The organism is Pseudomonas sp. KH_024_B2 (assembly GCF_057839965.1).
The window spans coordinates 1,949,677-1,973,505 of record NZ_CM174502.1 but is presented as its reverse complement, the minus strand read 5'-3'; the positions used below and the strand labels follow the sequence as shown (position 1 = coordinate 1,973,505).

Annotated in this window: 22 protein-coding genes and 3 pseudogenes; 15 read left to right on the top strand and 10 right to left on the bottom strand. The window is 56.3% G+C overall.

Features of this window, described 5'->3' with window-relative positions; genetic code table 11:
• Nucleotides 1–48: 48 nt before the first annotated feature.
• Entirely contained in the window at nucleotides 49–939 is an 891-nt protein-coding gene (gene prpB, locus AC3I0A_RS09310; protein ID WP_489377406.1) for a methylisocitrate lyase, read from the bottom strand.
• Nucleotides 936–1,655, bottom strand: a complete 720-nt coding sequence (locus tag AC3I0A_RS09305) for a GntR family transcriptional regulator (protein ID WP_489378461.1) — start codon at nucleotides 1,653–1,655, stop codon at nucleotides 936–938. Before AC3I0A_RS09305 ends, prpB begins: the two co-directional genes overlap by 4 nt.
• Before the next feature lie 286 nt (nucleotides 1,656–1,941).
• On the opposite strand from AC3I0A_RS09305, the gene rloA reads away from it, so the two are divergent.
• The 4 genes from rloA to pabB all read left to right on the top strand — a co-directional run bounded on the left by rloA (nucleotide 1,942) and on the right by pabB (nucleotide 6,600).
• Nucleotides 1,942–2,481 carry a retropepsin-like aspartic peptidase RloA gene (gene rloA / locus AC3I0A_RS09300; RefSeq protein WP_489377405.1) on the top strand — a complete coding sequence of 180 codons (540 nt, stop codon included), beginning with the start codon at nucleotides 1,942–1,944 and terminating at the stop codon, nucleotides 2,479–2,481.
• Nucleotides 2,482–2,486: 5 nt separating this feature from the next.
• Nucleotides 2,487–4,022 carry an osmotic stress tolerance membrane protein RloB gene (gene rloB, locus AC3I0A_RS09295; protein WP_489377403.1) on the top strand — a complete coding sequence of 512 codons (1,536 nt, stop codon included), beginning with the start codon at nucleotides 2,487–2,489 and terminating at the stop codon, nucleotides 4,020–4,022.
• Nucleotides 4,022–5,008, top strand: coding sequence for an alpha-L-glutamate ligase-like protein (locus tag AC3I0A_RS09290; RefSeq protein WP_489377402.1), 987 nt, complete (start codon nucleotides 4,022–4,024; stop codon nucleotides 5,006–5,008). The genes rloB and AC3I0A_RS09290 overlap by 1 nt, the downstream gene beginning before the upstream one ends.
• Before the next feature lie 248 nt (nucleotides 5,009–5,256).
• Nucleotides 5,257–6,600, top strand: a complete 1,344-nt coding sequence (pabB, locus tag AC3I0A_RS09285) for an aminodeoxychorismate synthase component I (RefSeq protein WP_489378460.1) — start codon at nucleotides 5,257–5,259, stop codon at nucleotides 6,598–6,600.
• A gap of 168 nt (nucleotides 6,601–6,768) precedes the next feature.
• Here pabB and thrH read toward each other — a convergent pair whose 3' ends face one another.
• Nucleotides 6,769–7,386 carry a bifunctional phosphoserine phosphatase/homoserine phosphotransferase ThrH gene (thrH, locus tag AC3I0A_RS09280; protein WP_489377400.1) on the bottom strand — a complete coding sequence of 206 codons (618 nt, stop codon included), beginning with the start codon at nucleotides 7,384–7,386 and terminating at the stop codon, nucleotides 6,769–6,771.
• A gap of 174 nt (nucleotides 7,387–7,560) precedes the next feature.
• Here thrH and AC3I0A_RS09275 point away from each other — a divergent pair, with 174 nt between their 5' ends.
• The gene (locus AC3I0A_RS09275; protein WP_489377398.1) at nucleotides 7,561–8,295 is read left to right on the top strand and encodes a phosphoadenylyl-sulfate reductase; all 735 of its coding nucleotides are present in this window, start codon (nucleotides 7,561–7,563) and stop codon (nucleotides 8,293–8,295) included.
• A gap of 207 nt (nucleotides 8,296–8,502) precedes the next feature.
• Here the strand turns inward: AC3I0A_RS09275 and AC3I0A_RS09270 are convergent, their stop codons facing one another.
• Entirely contained in the window at nucleotides 8,503–9,426 is a 924-nt protein-coding gene (locus AC3I0A_RS09270) for a LysR family transcriptional regulator (protein ID WP_489377397.1), read from the bottom strand.
• Between the two features lie 214 nt (nucleotides 9,427–9,640).
• Between AC3I0A_RS09270 and AC3I0A_RS09265 the strand changes: the two are divergent.
• The 3 genes and pseudogenes from AC3I0A_RS09265 to AC3I0A_RS09255 all read left to right on the top strand — a co-directional run.
• Nucleotides 9,641–9,771, top strand: a pseudogene (locus tag AC3I0A_RS09265) (ribonucleotide-diphosphate reductase subunit beta); the annotation flags it as partial.
• 546 nt (nucleotides 9,772–10,317) lie between these two features.
• Nucleotides 10,318–10,530, top strand: a pseudogene (locus AC3I0A_RS09260) (recombinase family protein); the annotation flags it as partial.
• A 357-nt stretch (nucleotides 10,531–10,887) separates the two neighbouring features.
• The gene (locus AC3I0A_RS09255) at nucleotides 10,888–11,328 is read left to right on the top strand and encodes a hypothetical protein (protein WP_489377396.1); all 441 of its coding nucleotides are present in this window, start codon (nucleotides 10,888–10,890) and stop codon (nucleotides 11,326–11,328) included.
• Nucleotides 11,329–11,721: 393 nt separating this feature from the next.
• Here AC3I0A_RS09255 and AC3I0A_RS09250 read toward each other — a convergent pair whose 3' ends face one another.
• Entirely contained in the window at nucleotides 11,722–12,699 is a 978-nt protein-coding gene (locus tag AC3I0A_RS09250) for an IS5 family transposase (RefSeq protein ID WP_489377235.1), read from the bottom strand.
• Nucleotides 12,700–13,193: 494 nt separating this feature from the next.
• Between AC3I0A_RS09250 and AC3I0A_RS09245 the strand changes: the two genes are divergently transcribed.
• Entirely contained in the window at nucleotides 13,194–13,487 is a 294-nt protein-coding gene (locus AC3I0A_RS09245; protein WP_489377395.1) for a hypothetical protein, read from the top strand.
• The gene (locus AC3I0A_RS09240; RefSeq protein WP_489377393.1) at nucleotides 13,480–13,779 is read left to right on the top strand and encodes a hypothetical protein; all 300 of its coding nucleotides are present in this window, start codon (nucleotides 13,480–13,482) and stop codon (nucleotides 13,777–13,779) included. Before AC3I0A_RS09245 ends, AC3I0A_RS09240 begins: the two co-directional genes overlap by 8 nt.
• Here AC3I0A_RS09240 and AC3I0A_RS09235 read toward each other — a convergent pair.
• Together AC3I0A_RS09235 and AC3I0A_RS09230 are read right to left on the bottom strand one after the other, a co-directional pair.
• The gene (locus tag AC3I0A_RS09235; protein ID WP_489377391.1) at nucleotides 13,767–13,922 is read right to left on the bottom strand and encodes a hypothetical protein; all 156 of its coding nucleotides are present in this window, start codon (nucleotides 13,920–13,922) and stop codon (nucleotides 13,767–13,769) included. The genes AC3I0A_RS09240 and AC3I0A_RS09235 overlap by 13 nt on opposite strands.
• A gap of 944 nt (nucleotides 13,923–14,866) precedes the next feature.
• Nucleotides 14,867–15,034, bottom strand: coding sequence for a hypothetical protein (locus AC3I0A_RS09230; RefSeq protein WP_489377390.1), 168 nt, complete (start codon nucleotides 15,032–15,034; stop codon nucleotides 14,867–14,869).
• Between the two features lie 124 nt (nucleotides 15,035–15,158).
• Here AC3I0A_RS09230 and AC3I0A_RS09225 point away from each other — a divergent pair, with 124 nt between their 5' ends.
• Nucleotides 15,159–16,214, top strand: coding sequence for an AraC family transcriptional regulator (locus tag AC3I0A_RS09225; RefSeq protein ID WP_489377389.1), 1,056 nt, complete (start codon nucleotides 15,159–15,161; stop codon nucleotides 16,212–16,214).
• A gap of 111 nt (nucleotides 16,215–16,325) precedes the next feature.
• Here AC3I0A_RS09225 and phaC read toward each other — a convergent pair whose 3' ends face one another.
• Nucleotides 16,326–18,005: a class II poly(R)-hydroxyalkanoic acid synthase gene (phaC, locus tag AC3I0A_RS09220; protein ID WP_489377388.1), complete on the bottom strand. Its 1,680-nt coding sequence runs from the start codon at nucleotides 18,003–18,005 to the stop codon at nucleotides 16,326–16,328.
• A 103-nt stretch (nucleotides 18,006–18,108) separates the two neighbouring features.
• On the bottom strand, nucleotides 18,109–19,044 hold the full coding sequence (locus AC3I0A_RS09215) for an alpha/beta fold hydrolase (RefSeq protein WP_489377387.1): 936 nt from the start codon (nucleotides 19,042–19,044) through the stop codon (nucleotides 18,109–18,111).
• 787 nt (nucleotides 19,045–19,831) lie between these two features.
• Here AC3I0A_RS09215 and AC3I0A_RS09210 point away from each other — a divergent pair.
• Nucleotides 19,832–20,809, top strand: coding sequence for an IS5 family transposase (locus AC3I0A_RS09210; RefSeq protein ID WP_489377235.1), 978 nt, complete (start codon nucleotides 19,832–19,834; stop codon nucleotides 20,807–20,809).
• Between the two features lie 186 nt (nucleotides 20,810–20,995).
• On the opposite strand, the pseudogene AC3I0A_RS09205 reads toward AC3I0A_RS09210, so the two are convergent.
• A pseudogene (locus tag AC3I0A_RS09205) lies at nucleotides 20,996–21,244 on the bottom strand (IS630 family transposase); the annotation flags it as partial.
• 414 nt (nucleotides 21,245–21,658) lie between these two features.
• Between AC3I0A_RS09205 and AC3I0A_RS09200 the strand changes: the two are divergent.
• Genes AC3I0A_RS09200 through AC3I0A_RS09190 form a run of 3 tightly spaced genes read left to right on the top strand, consistent with a single transcriptional unit; the run spans nucleotide 21,659 to nucleotide 23,687 of the window.
• Nucleotides 21,659–22,432: a hypothetical protein gene (locus AC3I0A_RS09200; RefSeq protein ID WP_489377386.1), complete on the top strand. Its 774-nt coding sequence runs from the start codon at nucleotides 21,659–21,661 to the stop codon at nucleotides 22,430–22,432.
• Between the two features lie 23 nt (nucleotides 22,433–22,455).
• Entirely contained in the window at nucleotides 22,456–22,722 is a 267-nt protein-coding gene (locus AC3I0A_RS09195) for a hypothetical protein (protein WP_489377385.1), read from the top strand.
• 59 nt (nucleotides 22,723–22,781) lie between these two features.
• Nucleotides 22,782–23,687: a hypothetical protein gene (locus AC3I0A_RS09190; RefSeq protein ID WP_489377384.1), complete on the top strand. Its 906-nt coding sequence runs from the start codon at nucleotides 22,782–22,784 to the stop codon at nucleotides 23,685–23,687.
• The last annotated feature ends 142 nt before the right edge of the window (nucleotides 23,688–23,829 follow it).

Sequence of the window (23,829 nt, the reverse complement as noted above, 5' to 3'; positions counted from 1 at the left end):
ATTTGTTAGGGAATCGGCAACTACATGGGTGACATCGATTCGTGATCTTTACTTCTTCGACGCAAACAACGCATCGAGCTTCTGCTCGAACACGTGGTAATCGATGGCGTCGTACAGCTCCATGCGCGTCTGCATGGTGTCAATGACGTTCTGTTGCGTGCCGTCGCGGCGGATCGCGGTGTAGACGTTTTCCGCAGCCTTGTTCATCGCGCGGAAGGCCGACAGCGGGTACAGCACCAGCGACACGTCGGCAGCGGCGAGTTGCTCGGTGGTGTACAGCGGCGTCGCGCCGAATTCGGTGATGTTGGCCAGGATCGGCGCTTTCACGCGGCTGGCGAACAGCTTGTACATGTCCAGTTCGGTGATGGCTTCCGGGAAGATCATGTCGGCGCCGGCCTCGATGCACGCCGCGGCGCGATCCAGGGCAGACTCCAGACCTTCCACCGCCAGGGCGTCGGTACGGGCCATGATTACGAAGCTGTCATCGGTGCGGGCATCGACGGCGGCTTTGATCCGGTCGACCATTTCCTGCAGCGACACGATCTCTTTATTAGGGCGGTGACCGCAGCGCTTGGCACCGACCTGGTCTTCGATGTGAATCGCCGCCGCGCCGAACTTGATCATCGACTTGACGGTACGCGCCACGTTGAACGCCGAGGAGCCAAAACCGGTGTCCACGTCCACCAGCAGCGGCAGATCGCAAACGTCAGTGATCCGCCGTACGTCGGTCAACACGTCATCCAGACCGGTGATGCCCAGATCCGGCACGCCGAGGGAGCCGGCAGCCACCCCGCCACCGGACAGATAGATCGCCTTGAATCCGGCGCGCTTGGCCAGCAGCGCGTGGTTGGCGTTGATCGCGCCAACTACCTGCAAAGGATGCTCGCTGGCGACCGCATCGCGGAAACGCTGGCCTGGAGTGCTCTTGTTGGAACTCATGACTCACCTCGTGGAGTGGCTGTCGGGTTGGCGCTGTCCTGGTAGTGACGCGCGATATTGCGTTTGGAAGCGCCGATGTGACGGCGCATCAACAACTCGGCCAGTTCGCCGTCACGGTCGGCGATGGCGTCGAGAATCCGGTGGTGTTCGGCAAAGGCCTGACGTGGGCGATTGGGCGTGGCGGAAAACTGGATGCGGTACATGCGCACCAACTGGTACAGCTCACCGCAGAGCATCTGGGTCAGGGTGCGGTTGCCGGCGCCCTGAATGATTCGGTAGTGAAAGTCGAAATCGCCTTCCTGCTGGTAATAGCCGACACCTGCCTGAAACGCCGCGTCGCGCTCATGGGTCTCGAGGACCCGACGCAGTTCGTCGATTTCTTCGCTGGTCATCCGTTCGGCGGCCAGGCGACAGGCCATGCCTTCCAGGGATTCGCGGATTTCATAGAGTTCGATCAATTCGGCGTGGCTGAGAGAGACCACCCGTGCACCGACATGGGGGATGCGCACCAGCAGCCGCTGGCCCTCCAGACGGTGGATCGCCTCGCGCAATGGCCCGCGGCTGATGCCATAGGTGCGCGCCAGTTCCGGTTCGGAGATCTTGCTGCCCGGGGCGATTTCACCCTTGACGATGGCCGCCTGGATACGCCGAAAGACGTTCTCGGAAAGGGTCTCCGAATCGTCCTGCGCTATCACCGGGGGATCGAGTTGATCCAGCATATTGTCGACACCTTGAAAAACAATACGACAAAAACTAGCTAATCAGGCGGATTCAGTCAACGTAAAAATAGATATTGTCGACAATCGTCTAATAACCCTTTGCACCATAACGACGCAGCACCTCGGTTTATTACCGACCTTGAGCGCTGGCGCCATGAAACCAGCATGCTAGAATGCCGCCCGCATTTGCCTGTCATCTTTGTATGGCAGGCATACGAAGGAGCTTGCGCAGCAATGCCAGTCGCCTTGAACCGAAGATCGCACTGCGACGCCCCCAGGATTTATGAGACTCAAGCCCTTCCTCACATTGCTCTGCCTACTCTTCTGCTTGCCCGGTGTGAGCGCTGCCGCCGAGAAGACCGTTTACGGCTTGAATGAATACGCGACGCTTGCCGGGATCAATCTGGAAGTCGCGGCCAAACTCGACACCGGCGCCAAAACCGCTTCCCTCAGTGCTCGCGACATCAAGCGTTTCAAACGCAATGGCGAGTCCTGGGTGCGCTTCTATCTGGCCATCGACGCCGCCCATTCACACCCGATTGAACGGCCACTGGCGCGGGTCAGTAAGATCAAGCGCCGCGCCGGCGATTACGACCCCGACGAAGAAAAGACCTACACCGCGCGCCCGGTGATAGCCCTGGATATCTGCATGGGCAGCGCTTTACGCAGTATTGAAGTGAACTTGACCGACCGAAGTGCATTCCAATATCCACTTTTGATCGGCTCCGAAGCGCTCAAGCGCTTTGATGCGCTGGTCGACCCCAGTCTTAAATACGCTGCTGGCAAACCCGCCTGCGCCACCGACGCTCATACCGCAGAGTAATTCCAATGCGTTCTCTTACCCTTCATCTGAAATTCCTGATCGCCATCCTGGTGGTGCTGGGTATATCAGTCACGGCCTATCAGATTTTCGTGCTAGGTATTCCCGTGACCGAAGACGCCACCGACGACTTGTGGAACATCGACGCCAAGGTCGAGTTCGTCGCCAGTGCCAAAGACCCGGTCAAGATCCAGATGTTCGTGCCGCCACTGAACCGCGATTACGTCAGCCTCAACGAAAGCTTTATCTCCAATAACTACGGCGTGGCCGTCAACCGCGTCGACGGCAACCGCAAGGTCACCTGGTCCGCACGCCGCGCCAAGGGCAACCAGACGCTGTATTACCGCCTGGTGCTGACCAAGCGTTACAGCGGCGAAAAATCCAAGGTCAAAGGCCCGACCTTCCGCGACAGCATCGCCGTCGAAGGCCCGGAAAAAATTGCCATCGAGGCCTTGCTCGCGCCGATTCGCCAGCACTCGGCAGACGTCGAAACCTTCATCGGCGAAGCCATCAAACGGGTCAACAACCTCAACGACGACAATGTCAAACTGTTGCTGGCCGGCGATCCGTCGACGCTGCACAAGGCGCAAATCGTCGAACTGTTGCTGTCCACCGCCCATGTGCCGGTGGAAAAGGTCCATACCATTCGCCTGGTGGCTGATCAGCCACAAACCCCGGAGCTGTGGCTGCGTAGTTTTAACGGTACCGACTGGCTGTACTTCAACCCGGAAACCGGCGAACAGGGTCTGCCCACCGACCGTCTGCTGTGGTGGACCGGCGATGACAACCTGATCACCGTCGATGGCGGCAAGAAAGCCACCGTCACGTTCAGCATGAACAACAGCGAAATGAACGCCATTCGCCTGGCCAAGCTGACCGACGAGAGCTCTAACGCCAGCTTCCTCGATTACTCGTTGTACGGGCTGCCGCTGGAAACCCAGCAAACGTTCATGATCATGGTGATGATTCCGATCGGCGTGCTGGTGATCCTGATCCTGCGCAACCTGATCGGCCTGCAGACCCTCGGCACATTCACCCCGGTACTGGTCGCCCTGGCCTTTCGCGAGACGCAACTGGGCTTCGGTATCGTGCTGTTCACCGTTATTACCGCGCTGGGCTTGTCGCTGCGTTCCTACCTTGAGCATTTGAAGCTGCAAATGCTGCCAAGGTTGTCGGTGGTACTGACTTTCGTGGTGGTGCTGATCGCCGCCATCAGCCTGTTCAGCCACAAGCTTGGGCTGGAACGCGGGTTGTCGGTCGCGCTGTTCCCGATGGTGATTCTGACCATGACCATCGAACGTCTGTCGATCACCTGGGAAGAACGTGGCGCCGGCCACGCGATGAAAGTCGCCATCGGCACACTGTTCGCCGCTTCCCTGGCGCACTTGATCATGAGCGTGCCGGAACTGATCTACTTCGTCTTCACCTTCCCGGCGATCCTGTTGATCATGGTCGGCTTCATGCTGGCCATGGGTCGCTATCGCGGCTACCGCCTGACCGAGCTGGTGCGTTTCAAAGCCTTCCTGAAGAAGGCTGAAGCCTGATGTTCGGCCTCTGGAAAACCTGGAAGGCCCTGGAAGCCCGGGGCATCATGGGGATCAATCGGCGTAATGCGGACTACGTGCTCAAGTACAACAAGCGCAGCCTGTACCCGATTGTCGATGACAAGATCATCACCAAGGAGCGCGCGATCAAGGCCGGCATCCATGTGCCGGAGTTGTACGGGGTGATCTCCACCGAGAAGGAAATCGACAACCTCGACGCGATCATCGGCAAGCGCAACGACTTCGTCATCAAGCCGGCCCAAGGTGCCGGCGGTGACGGCATTCTGGTCATCGTCGACCGCTTCGAAGGCCGTTATCGCACGGTGTCCGGGAAGATCATCAGCCATGAGGAAATCGAACATCAGATTTCCAGCATCCTGACCGGCCTGTATTCCCTGGGCGGTCACCGTGACCGGGCACTGATCGAGTACCGCGTGACCCCGGACCAGATCTTCAAAAGCATCAGCTACGAAGGCGTGCCGGATATCCGCATCATCGTGCTGATGGGTTATCCGGTGATGGCCATGTTGCGCCTGCCGACCCGCCAGTCCGGCGGCAAGGCCAACCTGCACCAGGGCGCCATTGGCGTTGGCGTCGACATGGCCACCGGCCTGACGTTGCGCGGCACCTGGCTGAACAACATCATCACCAAACATCCGGACACCACCAACGCGGTGGACGGCGTGCAACTGCCCTACTGGGACGGTTTCATGAAGCTGGCGGCCGGTTGCTACGAGCTGTGCGGGCTGGGCTATATCGGTGTCGACATGGTGCTGGATCAGGATAAGGGCCCGTTGATTCTCGAACTCAACGCCCGCCCCGGCCTGAACATCCAGATCGCCAACGATTGCGGCCTGACCCTGCGCACCCATGCCGTGGAAGCACGCCTGGAAGAGCTGAAGGCCAAAGGCATCATCGAAACCCCGGAAGAACGCGTGAAATTCGCGCAGGAATTGTTTGGGCATATTCCAGTGGTTGAAGGCTGAGACCTGTGGCGAGGGAGCTTGCTCCCGCTCGGGTGCGCAGCAGCCGCAAAACCTGTGAATGCGGTGTGCCTGCCAAAATGCGATTGCAGGTTTTAGGGCCGCTTCGCGACCCAGCGGGAGCAAGCTCCCTCGCCACAAAGTTCGAGCCAGTCCTCCCTTGATGTATCTCTTCCCGACATCCCCTCTAGGAGCAAACCCTGCGGGGGACTACAATCGCCAGCCGCGCACCGATGACTGATCTGCCCCGCATGTTGACCTGCTCCGTACACCCGCTCCCCTATCGCGCCAACCCTGCCGAGTATTTCGCGGCGATTCGTCTTGCCCCCGGTGCCGTGCTGCTCGACAGCGGCCGCCCGAGCGCCGAACGCGGGCGCTATGATCTGCTCAGCGCCTGGCCGCTGGAACAGCTCGCGGTTTTGCCTAATGAAAGCGGCAATGGCTTTCTTCAGCGCCTGCGCAACAGCCTTGGCCAACTGGGTCACGCAAGCCTGCCAGAACCCCATCAATTACCCTTCGTCGGCGGCTTGATCGGCTATCTGAGCTATGACTTCGGCCGCCACCTGGAAACCCTGCCGAACCAGGCCCGCGATGATTTGCAATTACCCGATGCGCGGCTGGGCCTGTACAACTGGGCGCTGATCAGCGATCACCTGACAAGCACCAGCCAACTAGTGTTTCACCCAAGCCTGGCCGACACCGAACGTCAGCGGCTTATCGAGCTGTTCAGCCAGCCTGCGCAGTCGATACCCGGCCCGTTCAAATTGAACGGCGAGATGCGCCCTGATCTAAGCCCCGGCGACTATCAGCAAGCTTTTGTGCGCATCCAGCATTACATCCAGGCCGGCGACTGTTATCAGGTCAACTTTGCCCAACGCTTCCGTGCGCTATGCCAAGGCGATCCGTGGACGGCCTATTGCGCCCTGCGAGCGGCTTGCCCGACGCCCTTCTCCGGCTATCAAAGCCTGCCCGAGGGCGGTGCCGTGCTGAGTCTGTCGCCAGAGCGCTTCGTCAAAGTCAGTGAGCGCCACGTGGAAACCCGCCCGATCAAAGGCACCCGGCCTCGGGGCAAGGACGCTGCCGAGGACGTGGCCAACGCTGCCGAACTGCTGGCCAGCGCCAAGGACCGTGCGGAAAACCTGATGATCGTCGACCTGCTGCGCAATGATCTGGGCCGTACCTGCCGCATCGGCTCAGTGCGGGTGCCGGAGCTGTTCAGCCTGGAAAGCTACCCGAACGTGCATCATCTGGTCAGCAGCGTCACCGGCGAGTTGGCGGACGATAAAGATGCCTTCGACCTGATCGCCGGCAGCTTCCCCGGTGGCTCGATCACTGGTGCACCGAAAATTCGCGCCATGCAAATCATCGACGAACTTGAGCCCACGCGGCGCGGGCTGTATTGCGGCTCGTTGCTGTACCTGGATGTACGCGGGGAAATGGACAGCTCCATCGCCATCCGCAGCCTACTGGTCAAGGATGGGCAGGTTTGCTGCTGGGGCGGTGGCGGGATCGTCGCGGACTCGGACTGGCAGGCCGAGTATCAGGAATCCATCACCAAGGTGAAGGTGTTGCTGGAGACGTTGCAGAATCTTTGAATGGGCAACGCTTTTTGTGGCGAGGGGGGCAAGCCCTAATGCTAGTCAGTTAAGGCGCAGAACCTGTGGGAGCGTGGCTTGCCCGCGAAGAACGATAACGCGCAATACCTGAAAAAACGCGGTGTTCGCTTCGCGGGCAAGCCCGCTCCCACAGGACCTCATCGTAAGTTAGAGGCTCAGCTCGCGATTCGAAGCCTTCAGAAACTCCTGCTTGAGCTCGGCAAAGCTATGCACCGCCGGAAATTGCGGGAACTCGCGAATCACGTTTTCCGGTGCATGGAACAGAATCCCCGCATCGGCCTCGCCCAGCATTGTCGTGTCGTTGTATGAGTCACCGGCCGCAATAACCCGGTAGTACAGGCTCTTGAACGCCAGCACCGATTGGCGCTTGGGGTCTTTCTGGCGCAGTTGATAGCCGCTCACCCGACCCGTCTCATCGGTGATCAAGCGATGGCAAAGCAAAGTCGGGAAACCCAGCTGACGCATCAGCGGTTGAGAAAACTCATAAAAAGTGTCCGAAAGAATCACCACCTGAAACCGCTCGCGCAGCCAATCGACGAACTCAATCGCGCCGTCCAGCGGCTTGAGGGTGGCGATCACTTCCTGAATATCCGACAGCTTCAAGCCGTGTTCATCAAGAATCCGCAGGCGCTGCTTCATCAGCACGTCGTAATCGGGAATATCCCGAGTGGTTGCCCTGAGGGATTCAATCCCGGTTTTTTCGGCGAAGGCGATCCAGATTTCCGGGACCAGCACACCTTCCAGGTCGAGACAGGCAATTTCCACAAGACACTCCCATTTGTATTGATTATTGAGTCGAGCATGTAAAAGGACAGCCGAACTCTAGCGACTCGCTCTGAATGGCGCAACGCGGAGGAGCGCGCCAGCCGCCACAGGTTTTTGTTACCATCGTCAGCATATAGAGCGCATAGCGCCACCGACCCGTAGGAAACCGCCCTGATGAGCCAACCATTTGACGTCGCTGAACTCGCCGTGACTTATGCCAACAAATCTGCGCAGGACATTCTCAAACTGGCCTTCGCCCAGTTCGGTGACGACCTGTGGATTTCCTTCAGCGGCGCGGAAGACGTGGTGCTGGTGGACATGGCCTGGAAACTGAACAAAAACGTCAAGGTCTTCAGCCTCGACACCGGCCGCCTGCACCCGGAAACTTACCGGTTCATCGAGCAGGTCCGCGAGCACTACAAGATCGAGATCGAGCTGGTATCGCCTGATCAAAGCAAGCTTGAACCCTTCGTGAAAGAAAAAGGCCTGTTCAGCTTCTATAAGGACGGTCATGGCGAATGCTGCGGTATCCGCAAGATCGAGCCACTGCGGCGCAAACTCTCTACCGTCAGCGCCTGGGCCACCGGCCAGCGCCGCGACCAGAGCCCCGGCACTCGCAGCCAGGTTGCCGTGCTGGAAATCGACAGCGCCTTCTCCACCCCGGAACGCACCCTCTACAAATTCAACCCGCTGGCGCAAATGACCAGTGAAGAGATCTGGGGCTACATCCGCATGCTCGAGCTGCCTTACAACAGCCTGCACGAGCGTGGCTTCATCAGCATCGGCTGCGAGCCCTGCACCCGCCCTGTCCTGCCGAACCAGCACGAACGTGAAGGTCGCTGGTGGTGGGAGGAAGCCACGCAGAAAGAATGCGGGCTGCATGCCGGGAATATCATCAGCAAAGCGTAACCCTCCTGTGGGAGCGGCGGTGCGGCGATCCGACTTGCTCGCGAAGAGGTCATAACATTCAACATCCTGGTTGGCTGTTATACCGCCTTCGCGAGCAAGCTCGCTCCCACATTAGATCGTCGGTGTGTGCACTATCTGTAATACACAGGAGATCCAGTGTGGGAGCGAGCTTGCTCGCGATGGCTGCGACTCGGTCTAAAGACTTGCTCAAAGGGCACTAAACCTCTGCCCCAACTGCTGCTCGGCGAACTGCTCGATGATGAAATCGACAAACGCCCGGGTCTTGCCCGGCAGCAACTTATGCTCAGCGTAGTAAATCGAGATATTGCCGTCGTCGACATACCAATCCGGCAACACCCGCTGCAAAGTGCCGGCATTCAGGTAATTCACGGCGAACGGCATGCTCACCAAGGCGATGCCCAGCCCCTGCGCGGCACTGGCGCAAGCGGCTTGTGAATCACTCATGGTCATCCGCGCCTTGAGTGTCAGCGGGCTGTGTTGCTGGCTGCGATTGGTCAATTGCCAGGAACGGACCCGTCCGGTCTGCGGTGAGCGAATCAGAATTCCGTCGTAATGCCGCAAGTCATCCGGCTCGGTAATCGTCTCGCGCTGCGCCAGATAATCCTTTGAGGCCACCAACACCCGATGGGCGGGCGTCAGTTTGCGCGCCACTACCCCTTGCGGCAGCTCGAAGCCACCGCCAATCGCGACATCGAAGCCCTGGCCGATCAGGTCGACCTGACGGTTATCGAAATGCCAATCCGGGCTGATCGCCGGAAAGCGGCGCAAAAACTCCCCCAGCAGCGGCACGATATACAACTGCCCGAACACCGTGCCCATGCTGACTTTCAATGTCCCCGCCGGGCGCCCTTCGGCGCTGGCCAGATTGGCCACGGCGTTTTGAATGGTATGCAGGCTGGCACTGACCTCACCAAGAAACAGCTGGCCGGCCTCGGTCAGGGTCAGGCTGCGGGTGCTGCGCTGGAACAATCGCACACCGAGCCGCGCTTCCAGCTTGGCGACACTCTTGCCCACCGCTGCCGGGGTCAGACTCAAGCGCCGCGCGGCCTCGGCAAAGCTGCCGACCTCTGCGCTACGGACGAAGCATTCGATACTGCTGAAGGTTTCCATGGTCGCCACTGTAAACTTTTGGTTTACACAGACTATAGCAATTACCCTCTACTCAGCCTTCGGTGCTCATTAGAAAATAAAATGAAGTCATTAGACTTTGGAACGAAACTGTCCACAGAGGACTATGTTTCACATCCAACTGCCTGCGTAATTGCAGCGCAGTTGACCACGTGCTTGCATCGTTCTGACCATTAACTTCCATTGGGCTTGGCCACGCCAACCTTATCCGAGGACGACCAACCCGTCTCCATGGATTAGCGAAATCATGGACTGAAGAAAGAGAAGAACTGCTTTGAGACGCAGGTTATTGAGTATCAGACGGGATGGGCTTTGAGCTGGGATTGATTTAATAGTCCGTAGTTTTTCAACGTCTTCTGAAATTTCTTCAGCTAGACTGAAACGACCTTTGTCAAATCAGACGTTACCGAACCATCGAGGGCTTGAGCCTTCGATGGTTTTTCACTCCGGCGTCTCTCCTCCTTCCGGCGAGCCTACGCTCCATCACAGAAAGCAGCTTAGCTTCTCATTCTCTTCAGAATTACCCACAGCTAAACATAAACACAGAACTCTAACGCGAGCTTCACAAGCATCTGCGTAGGGTCAAAAACGCGTTGCCCCCAATTCGAAATCCCGAGCGAAACGTTGAGCGGCTATTCGTCTAATAATTCGCCGCTCTGACGCGACAGCTCATCGTCCACTTTGGGTCCAGAGTGTGTAAAAACGCATACACCGTTTTGAAGTCTGCGTTGCTACGTAAAATCTGCCAGTGTTTGGTTAGTCAGCAGACATGAAATTTGCGTAGGGTCGCGACTTTCGTTCCGATTCTGACTGTCAAACTTGTGCAGTGGTCTAATTTCCCCAGACACCCCGATAGGTGGAAAATGCATCTATCGAGGAGCCCGGTCGACAACTGACCTTCTACACATTGCAGAAAGGCTCAAGGAAATCAACGCCGGGCTACGCTCGCTGGCTGAACCCTGGGGAGACACAACGTCCACAGCTGGGCGGATGGTGTTGACGATCTTCGCGGGGATTGCTGATTTTGAGCGGTCGCTGATTGGCGAGCGCACAAGTGCAGGCCGGCCTGGTGGCCAGTCTGCCGGGGGCTGGCCTAACATCGCTGTCCCGCCTGGCGGCAGCCGTTATTGAATTATCCATAGGGTGTGCTGAACTGAATGGCAGGAACCAACGCAGCGGAGCTAAACGGAGAGTCAAAATGCGCGTAATTGGAGCGATTTAAGTCATTAGTTCCATTTGTGCTTCGCACTCTGGTGTCACTTGCCTTGGGCGTTACGCCGAAATAAAATAAAGGGGCATTATGAAAACTTACGTTAAAGATGCTCATACAAATAAGCAGATTAATTTAATTGCTTCCTTTGTGAAAAGTGAGTATTCCGATTTCGATATAGCAGTGAAAATGACTGAGCGCGGGTATAAGAACCTTGCGTCAGAAGATGGAGGTTGGAGTCGGGAAAACATAAAAAAATCAGGGAGTCTTTTAAGCTGGATATGTCGGACGGTTTTTCGTCATCAAATAAAATCATTGTAAAAACATATCAAGGCGACCAGCAACTGGCGTCAGCAGCCTTTCAAGTTGATGCCAGCAAGATGGCAGCGTATGGCTACTTCCCAACGGCCCAATCTTGGACTACGGGATCCTATGGTGCTGGAGCGTTTGTACTCGCCATTCTTTTGTGCTTTGTTTTTGTCGGGTTTTTGGTATTTATTTATATGCTAATTGTCAAGCCGGACGGAGCGCTGTCTGTGACTTATGAACTTCGTTCAGTATCTGAAGGGATGGCCTCCGGAGTGTCTGGAAACGGGAAAAACTGTCCTAAATGTGCAGAGCAGGTGAAGGCTGCAGCAATAATATGCAGGTACTGCGGCCATAACTTCGCGTAGGTTAGCTTTAACAAGGTGCTGAACCATCTCGAGCCGGGCCAGGAATAGCGGCTGAGGCATTCGCACGCCCCTTCCTTGGGATTTGCTTTCTTGTGTTACCACTAGAGCTAGAGACTACTAGAACCCTAGTGGCAGTAAGGCTAAGGGCAAAAAGTCCCTCTGCCTGCAAGCCACCCCTACCGGCGTTTCCAGGCCGTAAAAGGGGTTTGGGGAGCAACGGAACCAAAAACCAACATAAGGCTTAGCTAGGGAAGGTCTGAAGTACCCAGCGATTTTTGATGCCCTCTCTGCTTGAGGTTCAAAAAACGCTTATTCGGTCGAAAACCAGACCTTTCCTGTCTTTAATTCATGTTTTTTCCTCTAATCGCGCTGTTTCAGGGCGATTAGCCCGCATTACAGACGCACCTCTCCTGCATTCAACAATCGTTTTCGCACCATCCACAGGTTCGACAAGGCGAACAACGTCGTCTGTTGAGCGATGTTTTTCGTCAGACCACGAAAGCGCACTTTCGTATAGCCAAACTGGCGCTTGATCACTCGAAACGGATGCTCAACCTTGGCTCTGACTTGCGCTTTCGCATACTCAATCCCGCGTAGCACACTACCGATCACCGTGTCTTTGCCATGCTCTTTGTACGAACTGGGCCGCGCAGAAATCGACCAGATCATCTTGCGATCCTGATGTTCTGGGCGCTTCTGCACGCCGGTGTAACCAGCATCGCCACAGACGTGAACTTCTTCCCCGTGAAGCAGTTGATCCACTTGCGTCACGTCCGCCACGTTGGCAGGCGTACCGACAACGCTATGAACCAACCCCGAATCAGCGTCCACGCCAATGTGAGACTTCATTCCAAAAAAGTACTGATTTCCTTTCTTGGTCTGATGCATCTCGGGGTCACGTTTTTTGTCTTTGTTCTTGGTTGAACTGGGCGCATGAATGATCGTCGCATCCACAATCGTTCCGTGGCGCAACATCAATCCACGGTCGCCCAGATAACCGTTGATAACCTGCAAAATCCCACCCGCCAGCTCATGTTTTTCCAGCAAGCGGCGGAAGTTGAGGATCGTGGTTTCGTCAGGAATTCGATCCAGATGCAGCCCCGCGAACTGGCGCAGGATCGTCGTTTCATACAGCGATTCTTCCATCGCCGGGTCGCTGTAGCCGAACCAGTTTTGCATCAGATGAACCCGTAACATCGCCAGCAACGGATACGCCGGACGACCGCCTTCACCCTTCGGATAATACGGCTCGATCAAGGCAATCAAACCCTTCCAGGGCACGACCTGATCCATCTCGATCAGGAAGCGCTCACGTCGGGTTTGCTTACGTTTGCCGGCGTATTCGGCATCGGCGAAGGACATCTGTTTCATCGGGGCTCAACCGTTCTGTTCGTGTGAGGTGCGTATTTCACCAAATCTGGAAGTCTTTTTCAGAGTTTCCCTAGGGTTCGCCGCTGCCGAAAACAGGCGCGGTTATCCAGACTTTGTTTTGCTGAACGACTTTTCTGCACTGCTTTTCATGCGTTGGGACGGCCTGGCGTCAGTGCCTGCCGGGGTTCGACAAAAGGATGGTTTTCCCGAACTCACCAGACGCCACAAGGGTTTGCGGGCAGGCGCTAGGCTTAAGTGCACTTTCTGTTCCGTTGCTCCCCAAACCCCTAACTCGATCCGCGACTTCGCAAAGTCGCTTTGCGAACCGACACTGCACGTAACGGGACATTTGTTAAATGGCACCCGTCATCCAAGCCCACGCCGGTGGGCTTTTTTGCGCCGGGCGGTTACCACTCGGGTGGGGGCTGGCCTACCCTTCACCGGGTATGTGGTTTGACGTGCAGACCACCTCTCACTCAAAAAGGCTCCGACTTATGTCGAACGATTCGAACGATCTGGCCGACAGCAATATATTGAGTTCTCTCGCCGCGTATGACGCTATGTTGGGGCTGAGCAGCGGGCAGACGGCACGGTGGGAGGCCATGCTGGTTAAGATCATCGAAGGCACCCTTACGCATGTGGTGATGGAAGCGGCCGGGCGTGCCGAGGGGTATGCCTTGGGCTTACGCGATGCTGGGGTCATCACTGGAATTCAGAGCGATCGAATGGCGTGTGTGGCCATGGCCGTGGCGGCTGACCAAATCCAGCGCTTGCCCTACGATGCGTGAAGGCATTCACGAAGACGCACTGCGCGTCATGCTGGAAAGTGGTGCCGTACGCGAGGCCCTGGTCAGTCGTCACGGCGACAAATGGGGCCTGGCCATTCGCCTGGGCGGCGCCGGCTCGCGCTGGCTGCCGGTGCGCTCGCGGCGCGAAGCGCTGCGCACCTGGGCCAGCCTGACCGCGGTGAGCGGTTTGCCGAAGCGCAGGGCTCACATGCCTGAAGATTGCCCGAGCGCTGACGAATCCCAAACCAGCGCAATACGTTCATGCAGGTGCCTGCCTGATCAGTCGGTGTGATGTTTCTTATCGAGATGAGCAGCGATTTTATAGCCAATCACCGCCACCACTCCCAACGTGCCGAGTACGCCCATGACCGCGTAAACGAGTAGCTCAATTGAGTCCATATCTTGCTCCTTCTGGGTTGATGATTTGCGCTGCATTCAGCTTCTCACCTGCTGTGCCAATCCCAAGGATTTAATTCTCCTGAGTTTCCTTTCCGCCAGCACTTGGCTGATTGAATTCCAAAGCATCCAGCGTACCGCTCATATCCGCTGCGCGACACGTTTCAAAAAAGCATGCTCACACCACCTCTCTTGCTTATGGGAGTCTGACGGTTCACCTCACATAGAGGGGAACTGCCGATTTGGTCGAAGGGGTGTCGTGAAGGGGTGTCGTCGCTGTAACCCGCATGGTGGCTGGGTTTCAGTTTTTTCAGGATGCTTTGTGCAGGATAAGGTGTGTCGTAAAGGGGTGTTGCCGCCCAGGCAAGAGGTGTCGTGAAGCGGTGTCGTCGCTGCAACCAGCGTGGTTGCTGGGTTCCGGGTTGCTCATGGCGTCTTGTACAGGTTAAGGGGTGTTGTAAAGGGGTGTTGCTGTCCAGGTAAGAGGTGTCGTGAAGAGGTGTCGTCGCTGCCACCGGGTTTCGGTTGTTCGGTTTTGCCTTGGTGGCAGCGGCAAATCGACGACGGATGACGGCGGAGCATCAGGAGTTATTCGCCAGACTCGCACTGTGATAACAAATGGTTACGCTCCACTCTTAATACTCGAACGTGTCGCTAACAACGAGATGTCTGCAGCAACCTGTTGTTGAAATTGGGTTGAAAAACGCCGAAGGTGGCGGACAACAAGTACCTGGAAGCCCGCCGGAATGGCTCAACACCCATGACAAGATCAAGCGGTAAACGCATTTAAGCGGCATAGACGGATCGAGAAGTCCTGCTGCGTGGCATCGCCTTGAAATAACTGTAGCTGTGCGGCGACGTTTCTTGCCCGAGCCGGCCTGCCAACACAACAGCGCAGGTTGAGCCAAAAAAAATAACAACAGATCAATCAAAAGGGTACTGCAATGAACGACACGCGGGTGTCCCATCAAACCATAGCCTGTCTAAACCTGGCTCTCGAACGTAACAACCAGCTTTTCAGCGAAGCCCATAGCTTGAGCTGCGCCGCCCTGGATATTCTTGATCGGCCCTACCTGGATGCGGAAGCTTTCAGCCAGTACCAGGTAAAGCGACGACATGCCGATCTTAAATATAATGACGCCATCGAGCACTTGCGTTTCCTCATGACGCAATACCACATACCCCCGGCTCCACCCAACATTCCCGACAACATAAGGCCGCTCATTTCGCTTGAGCGGTAAAGGATGTCTGGTTTAACAGGGAGATGGGGTCGTCATGTACAGAATGAGTTCAGGCTATGCCAGGGTGCTGGTGAATACGCTTTCGGCGCAAGGACTGGATGTCGACAGTCTGTGCCAGGAGGCTGGACTTGAAATAAAGCTCGCAGATATACCGGGATCATTCTACGAACGAAGCACTATCTACCGCCTATGGGATCTGGCGGCTCAGGCCTCCGGCGATCCGAACATTGGTTTGAAGGCCTACGAGAATTTCCATCCGGGCATTTTTCAGATCGTTGGCTACACCATGATGTCCAGCTTGAACCTGAAAAAGGCATTCGAACGACTGGTTCATTTCAGCCCGTTGATCAGCACTGGATTCAGCCTGTTTTTTGTCCAGGAACAACAGCATTACCGCTTGGCCGCGCTCGATCATCATCAGCGCGGTTCGATCAAGCCCCGGCAGTACACCGATGCCAGCCTCGGATCGCTGCTGGGTATCTGTCGCTGGCTGACCGGTGGCAAATCGCCGCAACCGCTGAGTGTGGAGTTCACTTATCCCGAACCTGAAGACATCTCGGAGCATCAGCGGCTGTTTGGCTGTGAACTGCGTTTCGGGGCGGCCTATGACAGCATCCTGTTCGATGGTCAGGAGCTGCTGCGTCCGTTGAGCATGGCCAACGAGGCGTTGGCCATGCTCCATGACAGCTATGCCAAAGCTCAGCTTGACCTGTTGAACGACTTAACCATTGTATGCAGGATTCGTGCGCTGATCACCGAACGCCTGAGTCAGGAGCAAAGGCAGGGCCAGTGTGATATGGAATCGATTGCGGCCGCACTGAACATCAGCAAGCGAACGTTGCAACGGGCACTGGAGAAGGCGGGCACGCAGTTCAAGGATGTTCTGAATGATGTGCGTCAGCAGTTGGCCGACTTCTACCTGCGTCATTCCCATTTCAATATGAAGCACGTGACTTACCTGCTCGGTTTTCACGACCACAGCAGTTTCCACAAGGCTTGCCTGCGCTGGTTCGGCATGACGCCCGGTCAGTATCGAGCCAACGAATCGTCGCTTGAGGCCATGGAAACCAGGATCCTTCTAGCCGGCTAAGACGTTATACCTTGGGCAGGGCACGTTCCTGCTCATTTTGGTTTACTCCCTAAGGCGACGGCAGCTGGCCGGGAAATCCCCGGCCGGTCTTCTCAATGTTCATGTCAGAGTTTAACGCACATGCACGTAGGTGCCGGGAGCGGCCTCCATCGGCGGGTGATTCTGGTTGCCCAGCGCCAGCTGAGTTTCGCGTTGCTCACCCGAGCGCGCCTGAATCCAGCCCAACCACTCTGGCCACCAGCTGCCATCGTGCTTCTGCGTGTCGAAATACCAGGCACGCGGGTCGGACGACAGCTTGTCGTTCTCCAGGTAGCTAGCCTTGGGATTACCTGGTGGGTTGAGGATGCTCTGGATATGCCCGCTGTTGGATAGCACGAAGCGCCGTTCGCCACCGAGCAGCAGGGTCGAGCGATAGACCGCGTCCCAGGGCGTAATGTGGTCGTTGATCCCGGCGATGCTGAAGCTGTCGACCGTGACTTTCTGCAGGTCGATCGGCATGCCGCAGACCTCCAGGCCGCCAGGGTGCGTGAGCGGGTTGAATTTGACGAAGTCCAGCAGATCGCCATGCAGGGTGGCCGGTAGGCGCGTGTTGTCGTTGTTCCAGTAGAGGATGTCGAAGGCCGGGGGTTGCTTGCCGAGCAGGTAGTTATTGATCCAATAGTTCCAGATCAGATCATTCGGGCGCATCCAGGCGAAGACCTTGGCCAAGTCGCGGCCATCCAGCACGCCTTGCTGATAGGAGCGGCGCCTGGCAGCTTCCAGGGTTTGCTCATTGACAAACAACATGGCTGAGCTGTCGATCTGACTGTCCAGCAGGCTGACCAGATAAGTTGCGCTGGCGACTTTGCGCAGCTGTCGTTTAGCTTGCAGGTAGCCTTGCAGAGCGGCGATGCTCAGGCCGCCGGCGCAGGCGCCCATCAGGTGGGCCTCTTTGCTGCCGCTGATGGCGCGGGTCATATCAAGGGCTTCTTCGATGGCCTGTACATAACGCGATAGGCCCCACTCGCGATGACGAGCGTTCGGGTTGCGCCAGCTGACGATGAACACCTGTAAGCCGTTCTTCAGCGCGTACTGAACGAAGCTCTTCTCCGCGCTGAGGTCGAAGATGTAGTACTTGTTGATCTGCGGCGGCACGATCAGTAGCGGGCGGGCATACTGTTTTTCGCTCATCGGCTGGTACTGGATCAGCTCCAGCAGCTCGTTGCGGAACACCACGGCGCCAGGGGTGGTGGCGATATTCCGGCCGACCTCGAAGGCCTGTTTGCTGACCTGGCTGGGCATGCCGCCATTGTGCCGCAGGTCGTCGAGCAGATGACCAATCCCCTTGAGCAGGCTGGCGCCGCCGGTGTTGAACAGCTCCTTGACCGCCAGCGGGTTGAGCGGGCTGTTGGACGGCGACAGCGCATCGCCGAGCTGGGCCAGGATGAAGCGCGCGCGGGCTTGGTCGTCGGCCGCCAGGTTGCTCTCGTCGACCCAGGCGTTCAGTTGCTTCTGCCAGGCCAGATAGGCCTGCAGGCTGCGGCGATAGAAGGGGTTGAGGCGCCAGGATGGGTCCTGGAAGCGCGCATCCTGGGCGGGGGGCGACGTATCGCCGAGCAGCACGCGGCCCAGTTGGCCACCGAGGGCCAGAGCATGGCGGGCGCTGTGGATCGGCTGCTTGATGCCCTGCAGCGCCAGGGTACGCAGCGTGGGGAACAGATTGCGGCCACGCAGGCCGGTTATTGCGCTTTGTTCTGCATTCACAAGGGACGCGGGTACGGGCAAGGCGCCCGCCGCTGGTTTCTTTCGCATGAACCAAACTCCATCGTCGTATCGTCATAGAGCCAAACAGAAAGGACTTGTACCAAGGCGCGCCAAACTGCCGCGCGAAGAGTCAACCCAGAGCCACGCCCCTCTAGCGGGGCAAGTAGTTATGCGCCGCACTGTGACTAAAGATACGGTCACTGGCTGCGTAGCGGTGCCGGCTGCCCAGCGGCGGCGTGCTCTTTGGCTTGACCAGGCTGGAGGCCGGCTGCAGAAAGCCGAGTAAGGCCTGCTGGGTGTCGTGCCAGGCCGCCTTGTGTTCCATATCCAGGAAGTGCCCGGCGTTCTTGATTGTGCTGAACTGACACTGACGGACGTGGCCGGCAAACAGGCGGGCGTCTTCCGCCGAGGTGTACTCGTCCCATTCGCCGTTGACGAACAGCAACGGAACCTCGATGGCATCGGCGCAGGCGACGTAGCACTGGGTGTCCTGGGTCAGCACCTCATTGATGTGGAAATGCATCTGCATGTATTCGTGCTCGGCCAGACTGCTGACATGGCGGTAGTTGAAGCGCTTGAACAGCGACGGCAGGTGCTTGCCGATGGTGTTGTTGACCAAGCGGCCGACGTTGAAGCGGTCGCAGGCCTGGAGAAGGCTCAGGCCGCTCTCCAGGTAGTCGCGCATCGGCTTACTGATCCGCGCTGCGAATGAATTGATCACCGCCTTCTCGATCCGTCGCGGCCGCTGAGCCAGTGCCAGCAGGGTGGCCGCGCCGCCCCAGGAGAAGGACAGCACATGGTCGGCACGGAAGTGTTCGATCAACTCCAGCAGTATCTCTGCCTCGTCCTCCTTGCGGATCGGCTGGCCGTAGCGGTTGTGCGGTCGCGACTGGCCGGCGTAGGGCTGGTCGTAGAGAACCACATTGAACCGCGGCTGCAGGTAACGCACCGTTTGGGCAAAGGATGCGGTGGTTGCCAGCGAGCCATTGACCAGAATGATGGTCTTGTCAGCGGCGTTGTTGAGAAAGCGTTCGGTATAAACCTTGTACTTCTTGAAAATCTCGACGATGGCAGTTTCTGGCTTCATGTCGTTATCCTTCTGGCACAAATTGGGCTCAGCGGACAGTGTGAGCGGCTGTTCGCAGGACCATATGGTAGACAGCAGAATGCTTAACCCCGACAGTTGACTGCCAGGCAGTTAAATTAATAACTTATTAATTTTCAACTAGTTACGGAGATGAATCGGGTAATTCTCATGCGCCAAAGCACTGGGTTCCCCCCCGGTTCTACCAGGCTGCACAGACAAACAGCAACAGCGCGAGGGCTCTTGGATGCTCGCTGTGACCGAGCAGTCACCAATTGACCGGAGGTTCAGAGTAAAGCAGGCAATCTCCCACATGCAAGCGGGCAAACGAACTAGTCCGACGAGCCGTGAGCAATGCCCGTGAGGCTGGACTGCCAGCGATCCATGCCGCCCAGTCGGTGGATGGCTCCGTTCAAACAGCTGAGCCAAAGGACCATCTATACCTTAGTAGCCATGCGGTGCAGTCTTGCACCTTTCGAAAGCGACCCGTTTCGGGTGTAGGTTCATCAGGAGGCCCGCTGTCACTTCTTTCAGAATCGCTATTCGTTATTAATCCTGAGAGAGAAAGTCATATGGTCACTCCCATCCGCCGCGCTACGCCCCCCGCCTAGATCAACTCAAGCACTGATGCGCATGGACGCTATCACTGGCTGTATGCGGTCAATCGGGCATGCTTATGGCTGTGCATCCGATCACCCTGATAGCTGGGTTGGTGCTTAGGGAAACTCTGAAAAAGACTTCCAGATTTGGTGAAATACGCACCTCACACGAACAGAACGGTTGAGCCCCGATGAAACAGATGTCCTTCGCCGATGCCGAATACGCCGGCAAACGTAAGCAAACCCGACGTGAGCGCTTCCTGATCGAGATGGATCAGGTCGTGCCCTGGAAGGGTTTGATTGCCTTGATCGAGCCGTATTATCCGAAGGGTGAAGGCGGTCGTCCGGCGTATCCGTTGCTGGCGATGTTACGGGTTCATCTGATGCAAAACTGGTTCGGCTACAGCGACCCGGCGATGGAAGAATCGCTGTATGAAACGACGATCCTGCGCCAGTTCGCGGGGCTGCATCTGGATCGAATTCCTGACGAAACCACGATCCTCAACTTCCGCCGCTTGCTGGAAAAACATGAGCTGGCGGGTGGGATTTTGCAGGTTATCAACGGTTATCTGGGCGACCGTGGATTGATGTTGCGCCACGGAACGATTGTGGATGCGACGATCATTCATGCGCCCAGTTCAACCAAGAACAAAGACAAAAAACGTGACCCCGAGATGCATCAGACCAAGAAAGGAAATCAGTACTTTTTTGGAATGAAGTCTCACATTGGCGTGGACGCTGATTCGGGGTTGGTTCATAGCGTTGTCGGTACGCCTGCCAACGTGGCGGACGTGACGCAAGTGGATCAACTGCTTCACGGGGAAGAAGTTCACGTCTGTGGCGATGCTGGTTACACCGGCGTGCAGAAGCGCCCAGAACATCAGGATCGCAAGATGATCTGGTCGATTTCTGCGCGGCCCAGTTCGTACAAAGAGCATGGCAAAGACACGGTGATCGGTAGTGTGCTACGCGGGATTGAGTATGCGAAAGCGCAAGTCAGAGCCAAGGTTGAGCATCCGTTTCGAGTGATCAAGCGCCAGTTTGGCTATACGAAAGTGCGCTTTCGTGGTCTGACGAAAAACATCGCTCAACAGACGACGTTGTTCGCCTTGTCGAACCTGTGGATGGTGCGAAAACGATTGTTGAATGCAGGAGAGGTGCGTCTGTAATGCGGGCTAATCGCCCTGAAACAGCGCGATTAGAGGAAAAAACATGAATTAAAGACAGGAAAGGTCTGGTTTTCGACCGAATAAGCGTTTTTTGAACCTCAAGCAGAGAGGGCATCAAAAATCGCTGGGTACTTCAGACCTTCCTTAGAGAACCCCTGCTTCGGTTATCAGGGCCGGATGAACAACCTATTGTGCTGTCTCAGAAAAAACGTTCTCTTTGGACTGTGATGCCATCGCCTCTCGTGCACGCTGGATCTTGTGCAAGCTGTTTTCACCTTTTGCATTCCAGACGTATAGGCTTGGCTGAGGATTGTGTAACGCTAAAAACGTGCTAATGAAACTGGCCAATTCGCGTGTCGAACTGAAGCTGCCATCACGTAAGAAAACGGTGATATCTCGGAAGAAGCGCTCAACCATGAGACATGGAGAGCTCGATTATGTCCAAGGACAAAACTAGAGTGGTAAAAATAGATCCGTCTCTCATTTTGCTATCAGCCAATAAATTGACATGATTGCACCCACTCCAGGCTGACGATAACAATCCCTCTGATAAACAAAAAACATTTAAAACCTGCATTTCAATGGCGCTAATAAAATGGCCTTTAGCTTCCAAAAGATATAACCGGGCGGATTTTGCTGACATATGCTCTCCACCGGAAAGGCGCTTTGTAAAAAGAAAGGAGGGTATTAAAAAATGGCTACCTGACAAAATCCGTGCCGTTTACTCTAACTTCAATTAGTGCGTGCAACAGGCAATCTGTTGTGGCACTCCATAATCGATGATTCCCATGGGCGGCTGTTTCAGCCATTCAATCAAGCAGTGCAATTTAAAGAAAGGAATCAATATCAATGACTGATAATGAAAGCGCATTCAATCCGGCGCACCCTCCGTTAATGACCGATCCGGATATCTTGCCACCCGATGACTCTGAATCCTTCGTCGTCGGTAGTTACAAGGTATTGAAGGATCATTTTGATCTGGTTACGGACCCACGCTATCCCTGGCAGACGATGAACCACAATTCACCGTCCGATTGGGAAAAGTGGAAGCAGACCAAGGCTGACAAGTTGGCCAACGTCGACCACTACCTGGTGTTGAGGACGCGTTACTGGCACAGGGTCAGCCGCAAGACCTATGCCAATAACGTAACCGAACAGGTCACCAATAGCGTAGGTGCCACCTATACGCACACCGAGGGTAAATCTACATCGGTAACGCAGCGAATCGGCATGGATCTGGGCCTTGATCTATCGGGAGGCGACCTGTTTGCGGGTGGCGACATTCCCCCGATCCCGCCTGTCATGGCAACCCAGGGCGCTTTGGCTGACGCAGCCCCCGTGGGTGCATCGAGCTTCAATTTGAGTGCGGAACTGTCCCGTACCCTTGAGTATCACGAGGAGGACACCACCTCCTACGAGATCAGGCATGACGTGATGACCACGACTGATTTCCTGGCGGACTATCAATATTTTAATTGGCAGATTTGCGAAGCCATTGAAGTTTATCGAGTCCCGACAAGTGACGATACTGGCAAGCAATTTGTTAGTTCCATTCAGGCGAATACTTTAACCACCTATAACGATCGCTTCCTGATGAGGCCTGCCACGCCACCTTCGCTTTAATATTAACCCAAGGAGCACTTGCCATGACCCAGCAATCCACGCTGAAACCCGGTCAATCCGTTGTTTACTCGACTCGCCCAGTTGGCCTGCGCACTCAATTATCAGCCAAGTGCAGCGATGACGGCGATTCCAAAATAAGTTGGCATATCGAGTTGTGCTGCAAGAGTAACCATGATGTCGATCTTGGGGCTGGGCAGCCAACAACGATCGATGTTTCCGAGGGCGCCGGGGCGCTGATGACTGTAGCGAATATCGGTTTCAATCCCGTGACTGTTTGGACTGATTATTAAGTTCAGCCCGCGAACTCGTGCATCACGTTGATACTTCACTATCACTCAAGGAAGTCGACATGAACGCAACTGTCAGTAGCCAGCAACGCCTGGCACAATCTATCCTGATGCCTTTCGGCAGCCAGGCTGCAACGCTCGATGCGGTGAGCCTGACCGCCAGGCTCGACGGCATCGGCAAGGGTGTAGCAGCCATCACGGCCCTGCGCAATCAGCTCAATTCCGGCCAGCTGGCCAATGATGCCGATGCTGCCGCGAAAGCCGGTTCGATTGTCAAAAACACCATTTCCAGCCTGCGATACATCGTGCATGACTTACTGCCGACGCTGGGTACGCCACTAGATGACTTTCTGGCACAGGCAAAACAGCCAGGCAGTTTCCGTGATCGGTTGAGCAAATCCTTGCAGGATTACGGTCTGAGCGCGGAGGAAGTCGATTGGGCATTCGGCGAACTGGATGGCATTGAGTTCCGTCTTGTCGATCTTCTGGTCAACAACGATCCACGGAATCTCGATTTGCTGCTGGACGGCGTCAGCACTGGCCAGAATGGGCTGCACAACGCAGGGTTCCTTGCCTTCTCGGGCGATGAGCAAATCGATGAGCGCATCGGCAATCTGGTAAGCCGCTGCCGCGAGAAAGGTGTAACTGCTTCGTTCGTCCATGTACTGGTTCTGGCGCTCGGGGCCACCGCTGCGGTCAATCATTACCGAACTGCAGAGATGCTCATGGCCGCACACGTCGCCTGGACCCCGCACGCGATCGGACAACTGCATGCGCTGCATCTGACTCCGGCCGGCCAGACGTTCGTTATCAATCACACCAACAACTGGGTGCAAACCTCATGCGCGGGATGGGCGCTCAACACCAACCACACGACCCACGATATCACCACAGGCTGTACCGTGACCGCTCGTGTGGTCGCGCTTGTGGGGGCTAACAAAACCGTCAATATCATGTCCATTCAATAACCATCGAGTTGGCGTTGCAGGGCAATCCAGCCGATTGCCTGGTCTGTCAGGAAATTGAAATTGAGGCGCATGACCCAACTCCAGGTCGTGTGCCTCTTTTTTTTGAGGCTGAGCCAACTTGCCCTGACCATTCACTTCCCAT

What these genes read in the sequence shown, in the direction of transcription:
- prpB (WP_489377406.1), bottom strand. Translation starts at nt 939, where the DNA reads ATGAGTTCCAACAAGAGCACTCCAGGCCAGCGTTTCCGCGATGCGGTC.
- rloA (WP_489377405.1), top strand. Translation starts at nt 1,942, where the DNA reads ATGAGACTCAAGCCCTTCCTCACATTGCTCTGCCTACTCTTCTGCTTG.
- rloB (WP_489377403.1), top strand. Translation starts at nt 2,487, where the DNA reads ATGCGTTCTCTTACCCTTCATCTGAAATTCCTGATCGCCATCCTGGTG.
- AC3I0A_RS09290 (WP_489377402.1), top strand. Translation starts at nt 4,022, where the DNA reads ATGTTCGGCCTCTGGAAAACCTGGAAGGCCCTGGAAGCCCGGGGCATC.
- pabB (WP_489378460.1), top strand. Translation starts at nt 5,257, where the DNA reads ATGTTGACCTGCTCCGTACACCCGCTCCCCTATCGCGCCAACCCTGCC.
- AC3I0A_RS09275 (WP_489377398.1), top strand. Translation starts at nt 7,561, where the DNA reads ATGAGCCAACCATTTGACGTCGCTGAACTCGCCGTGACTTATGCCAAC.
- AC3I0A_RS09270 (WP_489377397.1), bottom strand. Translation starts at nt 9,426, where the DNA reads ATGGAAACCTTCAGCAGTATCGAATGCTTCGTCCGTAGCGCAGAGGTC.
- AC3I0A_RS09250 (WP_489377235.1), bottom strand. Translation starts at nt 12,699, where the DNA reads ATGAAACAGATGTCCTTCGCCGATGCCGAATACGCCGGCAAACGTAAG.
- AC3I0A_RS09245 (WP_489377395.1), top strand. Translation starts at nt 13,194, where the DNA reads ATGTCGAACGATTCGAACGATCTGGCCGACAGCAATATATTGAGTTCT.
- AC3I0A_RS09240 (WP_489377393.1), top strand. Translation starts at nt 13,480, where the DNA reads ATGCGTGAAGGCATTCACGAAGACGCACTGCGCGTCATGCTGGAAAGT.
- AC3I0A_RS09235 (WP_489377391.1), bottom strand. Translation starts at nt 13,922, where the DNA reads ATGCAGCGCAAATCATCAACCCAGAAGGAGCAAGATATGGACTCAATT.
- AC3I0A_RS09225 (WP_489377389.1), top strand. Translation starts at nt 15,159, where the DNA reads ATGTACAGAATGAGTTCAGGCTATGCCAGGGTGCTGGTGAATACGCTT.
- phaC (WP_489377388.1), bottom strand. Translation starts at nt 18,005, where the DNA reads ATGCGAAAGAAACCAGCGGCGGGCGCCTTGCCCGTACCCGCGTCCCTT.
- AC3I0A_RS09215 (WP_489377387.1), bottom strand. Translation starts at nt 19,044, where the DNA reads ATGAAGCCAGAAACTGCCATCGTCGAGATTTTCAAGAAGTACAAGGTT.
- AC3I0A_RS09210 (WP_489377235.1), top strand. Translation starts at nt 19,832, where the DNA reads ATGAAACAGATGTCCTTCGCCGATGCCGAATACGCCGGCAAACGTAAG.
- AC3I0A_RS09200 (WP_489377386.1), top strand. Translation starts at nt 21,659, where the DNA reads ATGACTGATAATGAAAGCGCATTCAATCCGGCGCACCCTCCGTTAATG.
- AC3I0A_RS09195 (WP_489377385.1), top strand. Translation starts at nt 22,456, where the DNA reads ATGACCCAGCAATCCACGCTGAAACCCGGTCAATCCGTTGTTTACTCG.
- AC3I0A_RS09190 (WP_489377384.1), top strand. Translation starts at nt 22,782, where the DNA reads ATGAACGCAACTGTCAGTAGCCAGCAACGCCTGGCACAATCTATCCTG.